This window comes from Bacillus sp. Je.9.29.b (assembly GCF_051129925.1).
Taxonomy (GTDB): domain Bacteria; phylum Bacillota; class Bacilli; order Bacillales; family Bacillaceae; genus Bacillus; species Bacillus safensis.
The window spans coordinates 1-19,550 of record NZ_JBCPSO010000009.1; the positions used below are offsets into that span (position 1 = coordinate 1).

The window sequence follows — 19,550 nt, forward strand, 5'->3', positions numbered from 1 at the left end:
TATATTGATTATTATAACAATATCCGAATTCAATTGAAATTAAACAGCCAGTCACCAAAAGAGTTTCGGCAACTGGCTGTTTTATAAAGGTGTTTTGATCCCTGTCTCAAAAACGGGGGTCAGTCCCAATCGACAAGGTTTTTTTGTTTTTTTATATGTAGAAAAAGACTTTTGGATAGTATGAAAACGCATTATATTAAATTTTATTTAAAAAATAAGGGTATAAAGGCACGTTTTTCGGTTTTGATTGTTCTATTTACCTTTTATTTATAAGTTTTGAAATATAAATGTAATACCATTGCGTCGATTCATGACGTATAATTGGAGTTGTTGAAATTTAGACGATTCAATTTTTTCATCTTTTTGGATGAAAAGGACATAAATTGTTAGTAAGTATCGAAGGGTATGTGCGTGACCATACATAACGTTTTTTGACGAGAAGTGTCAAAACATCATGATAAGCTGTTAGTCAGCGAATAAGAAAAGATTAGGTGATTACATGATTCAAATGAAGGAAGTCTACAAGATCTATCCTAATGGCGTAAAGGCGATCAATGGAATCAATGTCTCTATCCATCCAGGAGAGTTTGTGTATGTTGTTGGTCCCAGTGGTGCTGGTAAATCCACTTTCATCAAAATGATGTATCGTGAAGAGAAGCCAACCAAAGGGCAAATCTTAATTAATAACAAAGATTTAGGCTCAATGAAGGAAAAAGAAATTCCTTACGTAAGAAGAGAAATTGGCGTAGTATTCCAAGATTTCAAGCTGCTTCCAACTCTTACTGTGTTTGAGAACGTAGCATTTGCGCTTGAAGTGATTGGTGAACAGCCTCATATCATTAAGAAAAAAGTGCTTGATGTTCTCGATCTGGTTCAGCTAAAGCACAGAGCGCGTCAATTTCCTGACCAGCTGTCCGGCGGTGAACAGCAGCGTGTGTCTATTGCCCGCTCGATTGTCAATAGCCCTGAGGTCGTCATTGCAGATGAGCCGACAGGAAACCTTGATCCAGACACTTCTTGGGAAATCATGAAGACGCTCGAAGAGATTAATAACCGCGGGACAACAGTGGTTATGGCGACACACAACAAAGAAATTGTAAACACCATGAAGAAACGCGTCATCGCAATCGAAGATGGAATGATTGTGCGTGACGAAGCAAGAGGGGAGTACGGAATTTATGATTAAAACTCTCTCGCGGCATTTACGTGAGAGCTTCCGTTCACTTGGAAGAAACACGTGGATGACATTTGCATCAATTAGTGCGGTTACTGTCACATTGATTTTAGTTGGGGTTTTCCTTGTGATTATGCTCAACTTGAATAACATGGCATCGAACGCTGAAAAAGAAGTAGAAGTAAAAGTATTAATCGAATTAACGGCGAATCAAAAGCAGCAGGATGAATTAAAAGCAGAAATTGAAAAGATTCCTGAAATCAGTGATGTGAAGTACTCATCTAAGGATGACGAACTGAAAGCACTGATTAAAAGCTTTGGAGAAAATGGACAATCCATGGGGCTTGTTGATCAAGAAAATCCATTAAACGATGCGTTTATTGTGAAAACAACAGATCCTCACGATACACCAAAAGTAGCGAAGAAATTAGAAAAACTAAAGGGTACATATAAAGTAACCTATGGAAAAGAAGAGGTCAGCCGACTCTTTAATGTAGTCGGAGTAGCACGTAATGTCGGTATTGTGCTCATTATTGGGCTGTTATTTACAGCTATGTTCTTAATCTCCAATACGATCAAAATTACGATTTTTGCTAGACGTAAAGAAATTGAGATTATGAAGCTGGTAGGTGCAACGAACTGGTTTATCCGCTGGCCATTCTTCATTGAAGGATTATTGCTTGGTGTATTTGGTTCCATTATACCAATTGCCCTATTGCTTGGCACGTATCAATATGCAGTAGGCTGGGTCGCACCGAGAGTACAAGGCTCATTTATTTCAATGCTTCCATACAACCCGTTTGTCTATCAAGTATCACTGATCCTGCTAGTGATCGGTGCAATCATTGGTGTATGGGGAAGCTTAACGTCTATCCGTAAATTCTTAAAAGTATAAATATATTTTGATGGCAGCATTCGAGGATTCTATAGAAGATGTGACCGGTTGATCTGATTCATCCGGTCGGCTCTTCATGTCGACAGTTGTCATGGGAGGGGAATATCGTTTTGAAAAGAAAGCTGATGATGGCTGGAATGGCAGCGTTTATTGGAACGACGTGGCTATACATTCCAGGGAACGAGAATCGTGCATTCGCATACGAAGACCTAGATCAAAAACGTCAACAAATCGAAGAGAAATCATCGAAGACTGAATCAAGCTTGAAGAAGAAGAAGTCAGAGCTGGCAAAACTTGAAAAGAAAGAATCAAAGCTCAAGAAAGAAATTGAACAAATTGACCAAAAGGTAAGTACTGCAACTGAAAAAGTCGCTGAAAAAGAGAAAGAAGTTAAAAAAACGAAGCAAGAGATCAAGAAGCTAAAAAAAGACATTCAGGTCATCAATGAGCGAATTGAAAAAAGAAAAGCCATTTTCAAAGACCGAATTCGTTCAATGCAAAAAAGCGGCGGGACGATCAACTATTTAGATGTGCTGCTAGGTGCTCGCAGCTTTAGTGATTTTGTCGGTCGTGTTGGGGCTGTCACAACGATTGTCGAAGCAGACAAAGACATGATTACAGAACATGAAAATGATTTAAAGCTGGTGGAGCAAAAAGAAGCAGAGCTAAATAATCAGCTAAGCGGACTTGAAACATCTCTGAAAGAGCTAGAAGCACTGAAAAAAGATTTATCTAAGAAGCACAAAGAAAAAGAACACATTTTAGGTGATGTGACAGATAAAAAGAATCATGCACATGATGAACTAGGCAAGCTTGAGAATGAACAAGAAATCCTAGCGAATCAAAAAGCGGCTGTGAAGTCTGAGGAAGCACATCGACAAAAGGAAGAAGCGAAGAAAGCTAAACAAGCAGCTGAAAAAAATGCACCTGCACCTCACAGCGGCGGCTCAGATCAAGTATCTGATACACCAGCAAGCAGCTCAGGCTTTATTAAACCAGCTGCAGGGCGTTTCTCATCTGGCTTTGGCGGACGTTCTGGCGGAAACCACTTCGGATTAGATATTGCAGCAAAGGGCACAGTTCCTGTCTATGCAGCAGCATCTGGAACCGTCACAAACTCAAGCTACTCATCGAGCTATGGAAATGTTGTGTTCATTACGCACAATATCAATGGACAGACGTATCAAACTGTATATGCCCATCTGTCTACAAGAAGTGTGTCAACAGGACAGAGAGTCGAACAAGGACAATTCCTTGGCTATATGGGAAATACCGGCCAATCGCATGGTCAGCATCTTCATTTTGAAATTCATAAAGGATTATGGAATGGCGCAAAATCAAATGCAGTCAATCCAGCGCAATATATCCGCTAATCAAAAAGCCGATAACATGATGTTATCGGCTTTTTTGGTCTAGATAGCATTAAAACAGCAGCAGTAATCCGGCAATAATAGGTGTTAATAAAACAGCTGATTTCAATAAGAGCTTCGGTGCAAGGCGTGTGAATTTCGCGCCGATAAATGCGCCTAATACGGTTCCAATTAATATTTGGATCAGCAAGATAAAATCAACATAGCCCTCTGAAATATATCCAATTCCACCGCCGATGGAAATCGGAATAATGACAAGCATGGTCGTGCCAACGGCTTGCCTAATCGACAGCTTCAGTAAAATCAAAAGTCCTACTTGAATGAATGGTGCAGACCCGATACCAAACATGCCTGACAGCATCCCAGACACAAGGCCTAAAATAATGCCTCTTGTCATCAGCTGACGTGAAGAAAGCGGCTGCTGTTCAGCCTCTTCATTAAGAACAAATAGTTTGATCATCATAAAAACAGCGGATAAAAAAAGCATCCCTGCTGTTAAATAGTGCAGACTCTCTTCTGGAATAAAAGGAGCAACCTTAGCCCCAGCAAAAGAAGCGATACAAGCAAGAGCCCCGACAATCAAACCAGATTTCAGCTGAATGTTCCCTTCTCGGTAGTGGCTGTATGCACCTGATAGTGTCGTAAATGCCATAGCGGCTAATGATGTCCCGAGTGCGGTATGGATAGGGATATCAAAAATTAATGTAAGCAATGCGATGACAAATCCCGCCCCGCCTGCTCCTACAAAACCTAATAAAATTCCTAATAAAAGCATCGTCAAGATAATATACATAGCGAAGACTCCTTCTCAATCATAACAAAATAAAAATTACACCTAATAAAATGATTCGTCAAGCCTTCACGGGAGAATGTCATTACATGAAATCCCTTCTTCTGGCATATAATAACTCAGGTCATCAGGAAGAGTTGAAGAAGGAGGCCAAATATGAAAAAACAAATCGCATCTATTATGGCAAGTGTCGTTCTCTTAATAAGTGCAGGTGTGATGACGCATAAAGAGGGAACTCATGCGGAGTCACCGCAAGCAGCCGCTGCAATGGCTGGACAAGCTCAATCAAGTGATAAGGCGAAAGAGAATGGGATGGAAAAGATCGAGAAAGCCTATGACCTTATTTCAAATGAATATGTAGAGGAAGTGGATCGGCAAAAGCTGCTTGAAGGCGCGATCCAAGGAATGCTTTCGACGTTAAACGATCCGTATTCAGTATACATGGACAAGCAGACCGCAAAGCAATTTTCTGATTCGCTTGATTCTTCCTTTGAGGGAATTGGGGCAGAAGTGGGGATGGATGAAGGAAAGATCATTATCGTCTCCGCCTTTAAAAAATCCCCTGCGGCAAAAGCAGGTCTAAAGCCAAAGGATGAGGTCATCAGCATTGACGGTGAGCCGATGAAAGAAAAAAGCTTAAACGATGCTGTACTGAAAATAAGAGGAAAAAAAGGAACGTCTGTCGCCTTAACAATCAAACGAAACGGGATTGAAAAAGAGCTGACGTTCCATATCAAACGAGAAGAAATCCCGCTTGAAACAGTGACTTCCTCTGTAAAAGAGGTCAATGGTCATAAAACAGGCTATATTGCGATCTCCAGCTTCTCTGAAGATACGGCGAAGGATTTCACGTCAAGCCTGAAACAGCTTGAGAAAAAGGGCATAAAAGGTCTTGTACTGGATGTGAGAGGAAACCCTGGCGGCTATCTGCAAAGTGTGGAAGATATTTTGAAACATTTTATTACGAAGGATCAGCCTTATATTCAAATCGCAGAACGAAATGGCGACCGGAAACGATATTTTTCAAAACTGAAAGAACAAAAGCCTTACCCAGTCAACGTCTTAATTGATAAAGGCAGTGCTTCCGCTTCGGAAATACTTGCTGGAGCCATGAAAGAAGCTGGAAAGTATGAAGTCGTCGGTGATGTCTCCTTTGGAAAAGGAACTGTGCAGCAGGCGGTTCCAATGGGAGATGGAAGTAATATTAAATTAACGCTGTATAAATGGCTCACGCCAAAAGGCAATTGGATTCACAAAAAAGGCGTCGTACCGACAATTGCGATTCATCAGCCGGATTACTTTACCGCAGGTCCGCTTCAGCTGAAAGAACCCCTTCAGCTTGATATGAACAATGAAGAAGTGAGACAAGCGCAGACGCTGTTAAAGGGATTGTCATTTGACCCTGGCAGAGTAGATGGATACTTTGATGAAGAAACGAAAAAGACCGTACTTGCCTTCCAAAGCACATACAATCTCGATAAATCAGGTGTCATTGATTTGAAAACAGCGGAAATGATGAACAAAATGGTGGATGAAGTGAAATCTTACGAAAAAAATGACCTTCAATTACAGACTGCACTAAAAGCACTATATCTTAAAAAATAAAGAGGCGAATAATAGCCTCTTTTTTTTGGTTCATAAGTGTCATGAACATGTAATAATTTATGATTAAAAATAAATTATATCGAGAAATATATTCATTTATTTTACAAAAAACATAACATTCCTTCAATTTTACCCGATAACATATGTATATAAGAGACTTTCTGTTGATTTAAACATGTCATGAAAATGAAACTTTTGAAAGTTGTATGTTACATAAATAATTCTTACAATAAAAAGTAGCACTCATTTTAAATATTTTATTTTTTGCGGATATTCAGCTTGAGCATTAAGCTGTACCGAGGTTTGCGCTTTTCTTAAAAGAACTAGTAAATGGGGGTACACAATTGAAAAGGGCAAGTATTGTGAGAGAGAAAAAATATTACGAGTTGGTAGAGGAACTTAAGAGTCGTACGAAAGATGTGACGTTTTCCGCTACAAAGGCATTAAGTCTGCTCATGCTGTTAAGCAGGTACTTGGTCAATTACACAACGGTAGAATCAGTCGACGAAATCGATGAAGACTGTGCTGAGATATACTTCAATTATTTAATGGATAATCATAAGAGACTTGGTATAAACTTAACCGACATCAAGAGGTCGATGCAGCTGCTCGGCGGCATACTAGATGTAGATGTCAATCACTACTTAAAAGATTTTTCACTGTCGAATGTCACACTTTGGATGAATCAGGAGAAATAAACCTGATGTCAAGCATCGATTTATTTGATAGAATAAGAGAAAATGCTTGACTTGGGCGGTGAACGATAATGAGCTCGGAGTGGATGGGAGCCGGATTAAAAGCGGTCGGTCTGTTTTTAATCCATCCTCTTTTTTATTTCATGATATTAATCAGCCTATTGCATGGCTACATCCGCGTAAAGCGGGAGAGAAAAGCGTTTCAAACAAGAATAGAAGATGTATACGATGAACTTAAATTTACATATTCAAAGGGATGGATTCTAGGGATTTGCCTATCCGTTATTTCAGTAGGCTTAGGGATTGCCCTCCCCCCTGGATTCATCGTGCTGATTGCAGCGATGACCATCGTTTTCTCTTTATTCTTTAAGGCGAGTGCGCTTTCGTCTGCATACACACTCGGTTTCAGTTTTATTGCGGCACTTGGACTAATTCATTTCCAAGTGAGTCATTCTTGGCTGCCGCAGCTCTCAATGATGAATGCATCAGCCGTTGTCATTCTGCTAGGACTTCTATTAATGACCGAGGGAATTCTAGCCTATCGAACGGCGCATTTACGTACATCGCCTGCTATGGTGATGAGTGCGAGAGGACTTTTAATTGGTCAGCAGCGGGCAAACCGTCTGTGGCTTTTACCGCTTGTTTTGCTGATGCCGGCAGGTGAATTCACTTCTTCTCTGCCATGGTGGCCGGTGCTTCAAGTGCATGATCAAAGCTTTTCATTTATTTTGATTCCATATATCATCGGATTCGGTCAGAGAATTCAAGGCTCACTGCCAATTGTTAGTATTCAAATTACAGCGCGGCGTATTCTCATGCTCGGACTCGCTGTCGCCTTATTAGGTGCTGCAAGTATTTGGTTTGAACCGATTGCTTGGGGAGCTGTATTGATTGCGGTGATAGGAAGAGCCTTTCTCTCATGGAAGCAGAGGGTCAATGACAATGCTGCCCCGTTCTACTTCTCTAAGCGTAATCAAGGGCTGATGGTGCTGGGGATTATTCCAAATACACCAGCGGCTGATTTAAAGCTTGAGATCGGAGAAGTCATCACAAAAGTGAATGGAATTGAAGTCAAAACCGTTTCGGAATTTTATGAAGCCCTTCAAACCAATCGTGCTCTAACAAAACTCGAGATCATTGGCTTAAATGGTCAGACAAGATTTGAGAAACGTGCTTCTTACGAAGGGGAGCATCATCAGCTTGGCATCCTGTTTGTGAAGGATGATCCACAGCAAGAACCAACGGCAATTTCATCTTAAAAAAAAGCTGCTAGAGATGGCAGCTTTTTTCTTTTGGGCGCGCTTCTTTCCCGTAGGATTCGCCCCATTCACGCATGGCGAAGATGATAGGCTTTAATGTATTTCCGAGAGAAGTGAGGGAATATTCGACACGAGGGGGGACCTCCTCATAGACTTCTCTATGGACAACGCCGTCTTGTTCAAGCTCACGCAATTGCAGTGTGAGGACACGCTGAGAAATTCTTGGCAGCAGCCGGCGCAATTCATTGTAGCGTTTTGGTCCGCAAGTCAAATGATAAAGGATCACTCCTTTCCATTTCCCTCCGATGACACTTGTCGTCACTGAAACGGGACAGCCATGATTGACAATACTGACTGGATTGGATGGTGCACTCATCTTAACACTCCTTTCTAAGACAAATTTGGTGATACACGAACAAGATGGTAACTAACGAACAAAAATGTGCGTACTTGAATCACTCGAAGCTTTTCTTATACCATAGAGATATCACATCACACATTCGGGCTGTTGTTTTTTTATCATAACAATTTCTATATGGGAATGGAAAGAAATTGGATTGATGAAACTAACGCCCTAATTGGTTAATAGAAAGGATGAATACAATGCGAGACAAAGAGCAATTAAAAAAAGAAATCATTGAGGCGTATGAGTTCCGCCATGCGACAAAAGAGTTCGACCCAACGAAAAAAATATCAGAGGATGATTTTGCATTTATTTTAGAAACAGGAAGACTTTCCCCAAGCTCTGTAGGGTTTGAGCCTTGGAAGTTCCTCGTTGTTCAAAATGAAGCATTTAGAGAAAAATTAAAAGAGTATACATGGGGAGCGCAAAAGCAGCTTCCTACTGCCAGCCATTTTGTGATCATCTTGGCAAGAACAGACGCCCGTTATGATTCAGCATATGCAGAATACATCAACAAGCAAATCAAAGGAATGTCAGACGAAACGTTCGAGATGGTGAAGGGACGCTACCAAGAATTCCAAGAGAATGATCTTCATCTGTTAGAAAATGAACGTACGCTCTTTGATTGGGCTTCAAAACAAACGTATATTGCCCTTGGAAACATGATGACAGCCGCTGCACAAATTGGCATTGATTCATGCCCGGTCGAGGGATTCAGCTACGATGAGATTCATCGCATTCTAGATGAAGAAGGGCTGCTTGAGGATGGTCAGTATGATATTTCTGTCATGGCAGCCTTTGGTTATCGTGTCACCGAGCCGAAGCGCGGCAAAACGCGCCGTCCGATGGATGAAGTAGCTGTTTGGATTCGTTAAAAGAGAATGTCTGAAAAAGGATGTTGACAATTGCGTGGTTAGTCAGTATATTTAAAAAATAAAATCTTTGATAAATATACAAATTGACTATAAACGCTTTGACTTGAGAATAGTAGATGAACATCCGTTTTTTTAAGAGAGCTGCGGGTTGGTGCAACGCAGTAAAACGAATCATTGAACTCGCTCAAAGAGCGGTAAGACTGAATGAATAGTAAGTCTTTACGTGTGACCTCCGTTAACGGGTTTTAAGTTGGATTCAGCTATGGCTGAATCAATTAGAGTGGTAACGCGGTTGCAAGGTCAGTCGTCTCTTCAAGGAGATGACTGGCCTTTTTATATGCTTTTATCCTATATTTGTCTGAAGATTCAAATTTAAAGGAGCTATAGAAAATGGAAAAGGAACATGTGCAGTTAAAACGAACAATGACGTCAAGGCATATTATGATGCTCGCACTTGGCGGAGCAATTGGTGCTGGTCTGTTTAAAGGAAGCAGCTCTGCTATTGATATCGCAGGTCCTGCTGTCATTTTGGCATATATGATTGGTGGTCTTATTTTATTATTTATTATGCAAGGACTTGCCGAAATGACGGTTGCACGACCTGGCGCAAGAACATTCCGTGATTTAATTGAACCGGTGTTAGGCAAATATCCGGCTTATTTCTTAGACTGGATATACTGGAAAATGTGGGTGCTGAACATTGCAGCAGAAGCAATCGTATCTGCGATCTTTATTCAGTACTGGTTCCCACAAGTGCCGATTTGGATACTTGTGTTAATCATTTCACTTGTTGTGACATTGATCAATGTTTGTTCTGTTAAAATGTTTGCTGAGACGGAGTACTGGTTAGCTTCTATTAAAATTGCTGTCATTCTTTTATTTATTATCATTGGGTTAACCATGTTGTTTGTCTCATTTGGTCAGCATGCAGCACCGGGATTATCCAACTTAACAGACCACGGAGGATTTTTCCCGAATGGAACAGGCGGCTTAATTGCGGCCATGCTTGTGGTGGTGTATTCATATGGCGGGACTGAAATGATCGGGGTCACATTAGCAGAAACAAAAAACCCTGAAAAAGTCATCCCAAAGGCCATTCAAAGTACATTTGTACGAATCATCGGCTTCTATGTACTGCCGTTCTTTATCATCGTCAGCTTGATTCCTTGGAATCAAGTAAACAATGAGCAAGTGAGTCCATTCGTCACCGTGTTTGCAACGATTGGCGTGCCATATGCAAGTGACATCATGAACGGTATCATTTTACTAGCAATCTTGTCTTCTATGAACTCTGGGCTGTACGCATCCTCAAGGGTACTTTATACGCAAGCGATGGATGGGCGTGTATGGAAGGGCTTCTCAAAGCTATCAAAACAGCAGGTGCCTGTTAGAGCGATCCTAGTGTGTACATCTACATTGTATGCTGCTGTATTGATTTCTCTTTTTGTAGGAAGTCAAACCTTTAATTATTTAATGGGATCTTTAAGCTATACGGTCTTATTCATCTGGTTTATTATTGCTGTCGGGCATTTAAAATCTCGAAGTGTAGCAGAACCAGGAGGATATCGCGTGAAGCTGTATCCTTTCACAACATGGTTTTCTGTGATTGCGATCATTGCCATTTTCATCGGCGTTGTGTCAACAACTCCAATTGTCCAAACGATGGTCACGATGGGCATTTATCTGATTATTACTCTTTCTTTCTTCATCAACAGAAAGCGGTTTGAAACAGCCGCTTAATACAAAAAGCGTGCGGGACCTTTAAAGAGGTCTCACACGCTTTTTTAATGCTGTTTGTATTGCTTGAAATGAACAGGGGGTTGAACAGGATGTGGCTTTGACTGAAGCCCGTAACTCTCTCTTACGATGTAAAGTGGTCGATCTTTTGCCTCGTCGTAGATTCGGCCGATGTATTCCCCGATCATTCCTAGCATAAAGAGGATGATACCACTAAAGAACAGCTGTATGACAATTAACGAACTCCATCCTGTAATGGTGCTGTTTGTAAAAAGCTTTAAGTAAAGTACAAGAAACATTGAAATGAATCCGATAGCGGAAAGGGCAATTCCTGCTATACTCGCTAGCTTCAAAGGTTTATAGGAAAAGGAAGTGATTCCATCCATCGAGAGCTTGAGCATCTTTTTGAGCGGGTATTTTGTTTCTCCTGCTAGACGTTCATCTCGAACGTACTCTACTGCAATTTGTTTGAAACCTACCCAGCTGACTAGGCCGCGAACAAATGGATTTTTTTCTCGTATTTTTCTCATTTCATGGCACACTCTACGATCCATTAACCTGAAGTCACCGGTGTCGATTGGGATATCTACTTCGGTGATTTGACGTAAAACGCGATAGAAAAGGGAAGCGGTTTGCTTTTTGAAAAAAGTCTCGCCTTTTCGTTTGGTGCGCACGGCGTATACGACTTCATAGCCTTCTTTCCATTTTGCGATCATCTCTAATATCAATTCAGGTGGATCTTGTAGGTCTGCATCTATCACGATGACCGCTTCTCCCTTTGCATAATCCATCCCAGCTGTAATGGCAATTTGGTGTCCGAAGTTACGTGAGAAATCAATGAGTCTTACATTCGGATCGTTTTGGGAATACCCTTTAATTAGTTCAGCTGTTCGATCCATACTACCGTCATTGACGAAGAGAAGCTCGTATGCTTCTCCCGTCGAAGCCATGACTGTTTTCAGTCGCTGATAGGATTCATGAATCACAAGTTCTTCATTATAGACTGGGACTACAATAGAATATCGTATGTTCTTTTCCATCAGTCATTCTTCCTCCCTTTTAATAGATGAATTAATCAACGGATAGTTCATAAAGAGTGCCGCTCTCCATTCCGCCCATTCTTCTATTTGACTGATCATTTTGTTCTGATTGTTGGCTGTCTGTTTGCTGGTTCGTTTTGGATGTAGAGCTGTTCTGCCATTTAGAAGCAGGTACTTCTTTGCCATTTTTTCGAATCCAAGTGAGAATGTCAGAGCTGCCGCCTCTCATACCAGAAAGATAGAAGTATTTGATTTTGCCGTCTTTGAGGAGCTGTTTGAATTCACTAAGCGTGAGAATGTTATCAGATCCACTAAATCCACCTAATGCCATAACAGCTTTTCCTGTTTTAATAATGTAAGGTGAAGCAGTGGTTGCATCTGTTGTTCCGAATAGGAATTCTTCTCCCGTATTATTTTTCTCAAGATAGCTGATCAACTTTTCATTGACTTGTGAACTCATGCTGCCACTTGAAGTTGCAAGCTGAGGGCCAGCCTCTGGAAGCATACTGTTTCCCCCATAAAGAAGAGGTGTGCTTGCCCAGTATAGTGGTGCAATCAGCATGCCAAGGATGGCGATAAGAGACACGAATTGTTTTAGTTTTTCTTTTCCTGTTATCAAAAGCAGAGAAAGGATTGTTCCAACACCAATGATACCGACTGCAATGCTTAGTCCAAGACCGATCGTGCTTGTAAAAGTAGATAGGATAAAGATTTCAAATGCTGTTGTGACGAATATCGCAATTGGAAGCAGCCATTTTTTAAACCCAGTTCCTGTTTGGAACAATTGTGTCATAGAAACCCATCCGGCTCCTGCTAATACAGCAATTGGCGGTGCCAGCATGATCAAATAATAATGATGGAAAAATCCTGCTACACTGAAAAATGCAGCAACAGGAATAAGCCATGCTAACCAAAATAGTGTTTCTTTTTGTTTTGTATTGAGACGTCTTCTTTCAAAGGCAGTCGAGAAGAAGATACCAATCGCACCGAAGATTGCAAATGGAAGCAGCCAGCTGATTTGATCGGACAGTTCAGATTGGAACAGACGTAACGGTCCCTTGGTTCCTGTACCAAACATGCCGGAGCCATTTCCCATTTTTCCGCCCCCGCCAGTTGGAGGTCCATCACCATTACCGCCTGAAGGCATATCAGGTGGTGTTGTGCTGTCTGCACTGCTTGGTGGTCTTTGCATTGAAGGCTGTTCCTGACTGGGTGATTGGTTTGAATTGTCTGAGTTGTTTTGATTTCCATGAGATGGCGGCTGAGGCATGGTGGATGAATCATTGTCATTTTGCTGATCACCCTGCTGTGAAGGTGGCTGCCCCTTACCCTGATTTGTGCCGCCTCCCCCGCCAGACTGTTGACCAGTCAGCCGCTGGAGACCGTTGTAACCAAAGGCTAATTCTAATGCAGAATTCGATTCACTTGATCCGATATAAGGACGATTCTCTTTGGCAGTGAGATCAATCGCTATTGACCATGAAGCAGATACACCTAAAAGGACAATCATTGAAACGATCAGCGAGAGTAATTTTTTCTTCCATGTCGATCGGTAAGCAAGGATGTAAAAAAGAATGAGTGCTGGCACGATCATATAGGCTTGTAGCATTTTTGTATTAAAGCCGACGCCAATCATCGCAAACGAAGCAATCGCCCAAAGAACCTTTTGCTGTTTTACAGCCTTGAACATCATTCCTGTTGCTAGTAAAAGTATAAAGACAAGTAAGCTGTCAATATTATTTGTGCGAGATACAGCAACCGCAATAGGTGTACACGCCATGATAAGTGCCGCTAATCTTGCCGCTGCTTGACCAAAAGTTGGTTTGACAAGACGATAGATCAGATAAACAGATCCAATACCCGCTAAAGCTTGAGGCAAGATGACGCTCCATCCATGGAGACCAAAAATTTTGGCACTGATCGTTTGCAGCCAGAAAGTGAGCGGGGGTTTATCCACCGTGACATACCCTGCTGGATCAAATGAAGCAAAGAAGAAATGATGCCAGCTTTGCATCATACTTGTGACAGCCGCAGTATAATACGCATTCACCGTATCATCTTCCCAAATGTTATAAATGTTTAAGATGGCAGATAAGATCAATATGAAAAATAAATAAATATCAAATTTCTGAAAACGTCTGATCAAAAGCATGTCACTCCTTTTTCTTCACTTGAAAAAAGTGTAACAAGCAAATATGAATAAAATGTTAATAAAAAAAGACCATTTTTTTATTTTTTAGAAATAAAAACAGCTCTTGATGAAAAGAGCTGTTCTAGTTGTAGAAAATCCTATGGATGCAGAATTTATTGATAAAGTAGTAATTCCAAATGATATTTTAAAATATGTGAGTAGCTATAGAGTAGGTGAGCTCTCATTGAATGGAGCATTGGGAAGTTGAATAATGGCTGTCGTACCAAAGTCAGGTTCAGATTGAATGTCGAATGTTCCATGATGTTTTTTAATGATTTGATAGACAATGGCTAGTCCAAGGCCAGAGCCGCCATCCTTTCTTGTTCGTGCTTTATTTACACGATAAAATCGCTCAGAAACATGTGGGAGATCTTCTTTTGGAATACCGCTGCCTTCGTCGGTCACTTTCAATTCAGCCACACCTTGGTGAACTTGTAATTCAATCGATATTGATTTTTCAGATGGCGTGTAATGAATGGCATTGTCCAGTAAATTACGTATTACTTGTTGGAGACGGTCGCTATCACCATAAACAATACAATCCTCTTCAAGCGTTCGTTTGAAAGTAATGCTTTTTTTGTCAGCGATGAATGCCATTTGATCAAGAACATCGTGGATGAGCTGTGCAAAGACGATTGGCTCCATTGTAAGTGGATAAGAGTCACCTTCTAACTGTGCAAGATCTAAAAGATCGTGCACAAGCCGGCTTAAACGTGTGGCCTCATCTTGGATGATTTGCATGCCTTTTTTTTGATCAATGATCCCTTCTTCAATTCCTTCTGCATAGCCTTTCATATAACTTAAAGGCGTTCTAAGTTCGTGAGAGACATTCGCAAGAAATTCCCTGCGGTGCTGTTCAACTTTTTCGAGGGTTGAAGACAGTTTATTAAAGGAGCGGCTAAGCTGGTTTAACTCATCTCCTTTTTTGGTTACGGCCATTCGTTTTGAGAAATCACCAGATTCCATTTCCATTGCAATTTCTTTCATTTTATTTATTGTCTGCACAATGTGATTGGAGCTCTTATATCCGATCAAGAATATCAGGAGCAGAATCAATAAGATGGATATACCAAGCGTCAATCTAATTTGGACAAAGGGTTCATATACATCTGATAAAGGCACGGAGAGGAAAATAGTTCCTGATAGATCATCATTGCTTGAGAAAACAGGGATGGCAATGCCAAGAATATCTTGGTGAAACTGTGGGTGTTCTCTAATTAACACGACGGTTTCACCTTGAAGGAGCTTTTGGCGTTCCTTGAACGTAATGAGATTATCATTTGTGTTCGTATCAAAAGGAAGACCACTTGAAAGCTCCATTGGATCATCTGTAAAAATGACGTTCGCCTGACTTGAGTCATTTGCCCATTTCATTCTATCGGTAAAATACTTGTCTTTCCCATGTGTGTGATAGATTTCTGCCAGCTTCTTACCTTGCAAACTTAAGGAATCAATTTGTTTATCAATATATAAGTGCTGGTATAAGTAAAAGGTAAGGGCAAGCGCTGAGGCTGCAACGATTCCGATCACTGCAAGAATTAAGAAGAGTACTTTCTTTTTAATCGATAATGGCTTCATTCTTCCTCCTCAAACTTATAGCCGACACCCCAAACGGTTTTAATATATCGTTCTGCTTCCTTTAATTTCAGTCGCAGCGTTTTGATATGTGTATCGACTGTTCTTAAAGAGCCGCTCGTTGAATGTGATTCCCACAATTTTTGATAAAGGTGTTCTCTTGAAAACACTTGTCCTTGGTTGAGCAAAAGAAACATGAGTAAATCAAATTCTCTTCTTGTTAAATTAACGGGCTGTTGATGGAGGTAAACTTGTCTGCCATCTTGTTCAATCTCCATGTCACCAATCTGTATTCGGCTGCGCTTTAGCGAAAGACCTCTAATTCGCCTCAGGGTTGTTTCAATTCTTGCTGCAAGCTCACGCAGACTGAAAGGCTTCATGATGTAGTCATCCGCTCCAATTTCAAGTCCTCTAATTCGGTCCTCTTCATAACTCCTCGCTGTTAAAAATAAAATCGGTATTTGAGATGTTTGTCGAATACGCTGACAAACTTCAAATCCATCCATGTCAGGCATCATGATATCTAATACAACAAGATCAACAGATTCCTTTTCAAGCTGATGCAAGGCATCTTTTCCATTATTCGCAGTGATAATGTGAAAGCCATGTCTCTTTAAAAAAGACCCGATTAACTCAAGCATATCAAACTCATCATCTACGATTAAAATACGCATTTGTTCCTTCATTTCTTTTCCTCCAACACGATAGCATAAGGTCCTGATGGGACATTCAGTTGATTTTTCATGATAAGTGAGTGTTTATCGATGATGGATACTGAGTTGTCATCCAAGTTACTCACATAAATTGATGTCGTATCAGCGGTGATATAATTCGGATTTTGACCAGTTTCAACAGAAGCAAGCTGTTTATTTGTTTTGGTATCTACTTTGTATAGCGTATGATCTCCATGACATAGTACATATAAAGTAGAAGAATTTTTCTCTGGAAAAAATGCAACAGGCATAACGCCTAGCTTTATTTCTCGCTGTTTTTTTCCAGTTTTAGGGTCATAAGCAAAAATACTCTTATTTAAGGTGCCTTGTTTACCATGGCCGCCGATCCAAATGGACCGTCCATCAAAATGAATCCCAGAAGGCCGTTCAAGTACAGAAAACGTACGTATATTTTTTTCCTTTTCAATATCTATGACGGAGACAGTATGACTTTCTGCATTTAAAACAAATAAAATACCTGATGAAGAAAGAGTCATAGAAGAAGGTAATTTTCCAGTTTTCACAGTCGATTTTATTTTTTTGCGCTCCGTATCAATAAAATAAACGACATTTTTCTGTGAGTTGGCAGCGATTAATGTATGAGAAGCTGCATCATATGTAAGGGAAGTCAGTCCTTTATCCACATTCATATAATCAGTTGCTGTACCGTGTTTTAGATTAATTTCGATAAGGGATTCTCCCTCTTTACTTGTAGCGATGATGACGTCTTTATTGATTTGAATAAGATCAGTGAGTGGGTGTTTTAAATCCACAGAAGAGAGCATTTTATTTTTTTGTATATCAACTATTGAAAAGGAGGCTTTTTTTAATTGAGAGATGACAGCGATGGATTGAGAGCTGCCTGGCGGCGTAAATTGCTGTTCTTTTCCACAGCCTGTCAGGAATAAAAGTAGAGCTGATAAACAGATCAAAATATATTTCATACGTTCCATTCTTCCGCTCCTTTGCGTTCTCTATTTTCAAAATCATACCACAAAAATTGTGAAAAAAAATTGAAGTTATCTATGCTGAAAGAATGAAAAAAAGCTTTTAGGTAAGTGAGGAAGACCATTTGTACCTGAAGTTCCTTTTTTGTCTGGACATATGCCATTTTTTCTTCTTTAAAAGATGATTTTCAGGATTTGATGGATGCACTCGCTATAGTTTACAGTGATACAAATGATGAAAACTCCCCGCTCTAACTAAACATAGAGCAAGGGAGTCATTAGGCGGAATGTTCAGATGATGGGGAGGTTGATTTGGTTTTTACACGTTGAGATAAAAGGAAACCAAGAATGCCTGCACCCATTAATACAATAAATAAAGATTGAAAACCACTCATGATCCCAATCAATGTAGACGAAATGATACTGCCAAAATATCGAAAGGTAGAGAAAATACCAGATGCTGAACCAGATAAGTTTTGATCAACAGACGTTAAAGAAGCCATCTGCATACTGGTCATTCCAATACCTGATGAAATTCCACCTGTAACAAGTGTCACGATAAGCAGTGGTAAGGTAGGGAACTGACTGAGTGTGATTAACATGATGCCTGATAAAGTCAGACAGAGAAATGAAAAGCCAATCATTTTTTTCGCGCCTTTTTTCGGATGGAGTCTTGCCCCTAACAAGCCGCTAATAGACATGCAAAGAGAAAATACTGATAGAATAATACCGCTTTGTGTATGAGAAAGTGCAAGTTGTTGTTCCATAAACAGCGGCATAATTAGAAGAATGGCATACATCACAAAATTACTTAGCATGATCGACAGGTTTGCGTTTGTAAATGAACTGTTTTTAAAAAGCGACAAATCGATGATCGGATTCTTTACTTTTCGTACATGTTTAAAGAATAAAGGAATGACGATCAACGCTAGAATTCCATAGATCAAGTATTCATTTAGCAATTGGCTTTTAGTGCATAGAATGAGTGTGGCAATCCCGATGGTTAAGTATAGTGAACCAGTGATGTCTACATTTGCTTGTAAGCGTGTATGCTTTGTTTTTGGAATGAGTAATACGCCGGTAACAAGTGTAAGGAACAAGAATGGGATATTGACAAAGAATATAGAATGCCAATCAAAACTCTGAATAAGAATCGAACCAATAAAAGGTCCAAGTGCGGCACCAATACCGGCTCCAAACCCAAAATACCCCATTGTTTTAGACAGTTTTTCGGGGGATACTGTTGCACGAATCAATGCAATGCTATTCGGTGTTAAAATAGCACCGCCAGCTGCTTGAATGGAACGAAAAGTGATGAGAAAAGCTAGATTAGGAGCTAAAGCACATCCAATTGAGCCAATTAAAAAGAGCATGACCCCAATTAAATACATTCGCCGATGTCCGTATATATCTCCTAACTTACCAGCGATAGGCTGAGTGACTGCCATGACAATAAGATAAATTGTGACAACCCAAGTGATGTTTGCAAGGGATTGATCATAATACGTTGATATGGATGATAGAGCGACAGCGATCATCGTTGAATTGACTGGAACTAATATAGCTCCAAGTAACAAGGAATAGATGACGAAACTCTCTTTTTTTAATCTCAATGTGTATACCACCTTTTGTAAAAAAGAAGAATTCCACCCTTTAAGCGGGAGAAATTCCTCTCATGAAAATGTGTGTGCATGTTTCAATAAAATCTTCTTTTTGTGTGAGAACGAGTTGAAAATCTTGCTCTAGCTGCTGAATAAAAAATCCGAAATACGTACTAATGAAAATGTCTGCATAAATGTCTTCATTTCCTTTTAATACATGATGCTGGGCACCCATCTTTTTGAAATATTGTATGAGCATTTCTCTTAGTTCTTGAGGGTAAATCTTTTCATGACTGGTTAAATCCTTAAACATAGCCGGTTCTCGCATGCTGATATAAATAAATTCTTTTTTGGAAGTCAAATCCTCAAGGAAATAGGTACCGAGAAACTTCAAATCGGTGTATAAATCGCCTTTGAATTCTGCTTCTAGGGTTTTTGTCGGTGTTGATTTCATTTTCATAATGGCAGCAATGACGCCGCGTTTGTTTTTAAAGTTGCGAAAAATAGTTGCTTCACTCACATTCGCTTTTGTTGCTATTTCTTTGGTTGTTGTTTTTTGATAGCCCTTTTCAGTTAATAAATCCATTGTTGCGCGAATGATTCGTTGATTTGTAGATTTTAACAAGCATACTCACCTCAGGTTATGAATGTGTTTGCAACAAAGTAAGTATACCGATAAA

The 19,550-nt window shown here is 40.1% G+C and carries 18 protein-coding genes and 1 other annotated feature; of the genes, 9 read left to right on the forward strand and 9 right to left on the reverse strand.

All coding sequences use genetic code 11. The annotated features are described in order from the left end of the window. The first annotated feature begins 33 nt into the window (after positions 1-33). The 4 genes from AAZR19_RS16890 (at position 34) to AAZR19_RS16905 (ending at position 3,442) form a co-directional block, all read left to right on the forward strand. Positions 34-87, forward strand: coding sequence for a hypothetical protein (locus AAZR19_RS16890; RefSeq protein WP_421727775.1), 54 nt, complete (start codon positions 34-36; stop codon positions 85-87). Positions 88-499: 412 nt separating this feature from the next. Beyond that, positions 500-1,186, forward strand: coding sequence for a cell division ATP-binding protein FtsE (gene ftsE, locus AAZR19_RS16895; RefSeq protein ID WP_024423601.1), 687 nt, complete (start codon positions 500-502; stop codon positions 1,184-1,186). Then, complete coding sequence (gene ftsX / locus AAZR19_RS16900) at positions 1,179-2,069, forward strand: permease-like cell division protein FtsX (RefSeq protein WP_024423600.1); 891 nt, start codon at positions 1,179-1,181, stop codon at positions 2,067-2,069. Before ftsE ends, ftsX begins: the two co-directional genes overlap by 8 nt. A gap of 110 nt (positions 2,070-2,179) precedes the next feature. After that, positions 2,180-3,442 carry a murein hydrolase activator EnvC family protein gene (locus AAZR19_RS16905; RefSeq protein ID WP_076840145.1) on the forward strand — a complete coding sequence of 421 codons (1,263 nt, stop codon included), beginning with the start codon at positions 2,180-2,182 and terminating at the stop codon, positions 3,440-3,442. Positions 3,443-3,491: 49 nt separating this feature from the next. On the opposite strand, the gene AAZR19_RS16910 is transcribed toward AAZR19_RS16905, so the two are convergent. Beyond that, a complete protein-coding gene (locus AAZR19_RS16910) occupies positions 3,492-4,232 on the reverse strand; it encodes a sulfite exporter TauE/SafE family protein (protein WP_024423598.1) in 741 nt (246 codons plus the stop codon). Between the two features lie 153 nt (positions 4,233-4,385). Here AAZR19_RS16910 and ctpB point away from each other — a divergent pair, with 153 nt between their 5' ends. From ctpB to AAZR19_RS16925, 3 genes are all read left to right on the forward strand, one after another. Next, positions 4,386-5,834, forward strand: a complete 1,449-nt coding sequence (gene ctpB / locus AAZR19_RS16915; protein WP_434703802.1) for a carboxy-terminal processing protease CtpB — start codon at positions 4,386-4,388, stop codon at positions 5,832-5,834. A 344-nt stretch (positions 5,835-6,178) separates the two neighbouring features. Continuing rightward, a complete protein-coding gene (locus AAZR19_RS16920; protein ID WP_007500014.1) occupies positions 6,179-6,532 on the forward strand; it encodes a swarming motility protein SwrAA in 354 nt (117 codons plus the stop codon). Positions 6,533-6,600: 68 nt separating this feature from the next. Next, positions 6,601-7,788 (forward strand): PDZ domain-containing protein, encoded by a 1,188-nt coding sequence (locus tag AAZR19_RS16925; protein WP_041107980.1) that lies wholly within the window; start codon positions 6,601-6,603, stop codon positions 7,786-7,788. A gap of 10 nt (positions 7,789-7,798) precedes the next feature. Here the strand turns inward: AAZR19_RS16925 and AAZR19_RS16930 are convergent, their stop codons facing one another. After that, positions 7,799-8,164, reverse strand: coding sequence for a winged helix-turn-helix transcriptional regulator (locus AAZR19_RS16930; RefSeq protein ID WP_024423595.1), 366 nt, complete (start codon positions 8,162-8,164; stop codon positions 7,799-7,801). A 227-nt stretch (positions 8,165-8,391) separates the two neighbouring features. On the opposite strand from AAZR19_RS16930, the gene AAZR19_RS16935 reads away from it, so the two are divergent. Then, complete coding sequence (locus AAZR19_RS16935; protein ID WP_041107976.1) at positions 8,392-9,066, forward strand: NAD(P)H-dependent oxidoreductase; 675 nt, start codon at positions 8,392-8,394, stop codon at positions 9,064-9,066. Positions 9,067-9,155: 89 nt separating this feature from the next. Then, positions 9,156-9,381, forward strand: a binding site (T-box leader). A 75-nt stretch (positions 9,382-9,456) separates the two neighbouring features. Next, on the forward strand, positions 9,457-10,806 hold the full coding sequence (locus AAZR19_RS16940) for an amino acid permease (RefSeq protein WP_041107974.1): 1,350 nt from the start codon (positions 9,457-9,459) through the stop codon (positions 10,804-10,806). A 44-nt stretch (positions 10,807-10,850) separates the two neighbouring features. Here AAZR19_RS16940 and AAZR19_RS16945 read toward each other — a convergent pair whose 3' ends face one another. From AAZR19_RS16945 to AAZR19_RS16975, 7 genes are all read right to left on the reverse strand, one after another. Next, the gene (locus tag AAZR19_RS16945; protein ID WP_076840141.1) at positions 10,851-11,843 is read right to left on the reverse strand and encodes a glycosyltransferase family 2 protein; all 993 of its coding nucleotides are present in this window, start codon (positions 11,841-11,843) and stop codon (positions 10,851-10,853) included. Positions 11,844-11,874: 31 nt separating this feature from the next. Continuing rightward, positions 11,875-13,989, reverse strand: a complete 2,115-nt coding sequence (locus AAZR19_RS16950; protein WP_076840139.1) for an ArnT family glycosyltransferase — start codon at positions 13,987-13,989, stop codon at positions 11,875-11,877. A 207-nt stretch (positions 13,990-14,196) separates the two neighbouring features. After that, positions 14,197-15,612, reverse strand: coding sequence for a HAMP domain-containing sensor histidine kinase (locus AAZR19_RS16955; protein WP_076840137.1), 1,416 nt, complete (start codon positions 15,610-15,612; stop codon positions 14,197-14,199). After that, positions 15,609-16,295 carry a response regulator transcription factor gene (locus AAZR19_RS16960; protein WP_076840136.1) on the reverse strand — a complete coding sequence of 229 codons (687 nt, stop codon included), beginning with the start codon at positions 16,293-16,295 and terminating at the stop codon, positions 15,609-15,611. Before AAZR19_RS16960 ends, AAZR19_RS16955 begins: the two co-directional genes overlap by 4 nt. Beyond that, positions 16,292-17,275 carry a surface antigen gene (locus AAZR19_RS16965; protein WP_041107964.1) on the reverse strand — a complete coding sequence of 328 codons (984 nt, stop codon included), beginning with the start codon at positions 17,273-17,275 and terminating at the stop codon, positions 16,292-16,294. The genes AAZR19_RS16960 and AAZR19_RS16965 overlap by 4 nt, the downstream gene beginning before the upstream one ends. A 272-nt stretch (positions 17,276-17,547) precedes the next feature. Next, on the reverse strand, positions 17,548-18,882 hold the full coding sequence (locus AAZR19_RS16970; protein WP_076840134.1) for an MFS transporter: 1,335 nt from the start codon (positions 18,880-18,882) through the stop codon (positions 17,548-17,550). Positions 18,883-18,922: 40 nt separating this feature from the next. Then, positions 18,923-19,495: a TetR/AcrR family transcriptional regulator gene (locus AAZR19_RS16975; RefSeq protein WP_046313085.1), complete on the reverse strand. Its 573-nt coding sequence runs from the start codon at positions 19,493-19,495 to the stop codon at positions 18,923-18,925. Between the last annotated feature and the right edge of the window lie 55 nt (positions 19,496-19,550).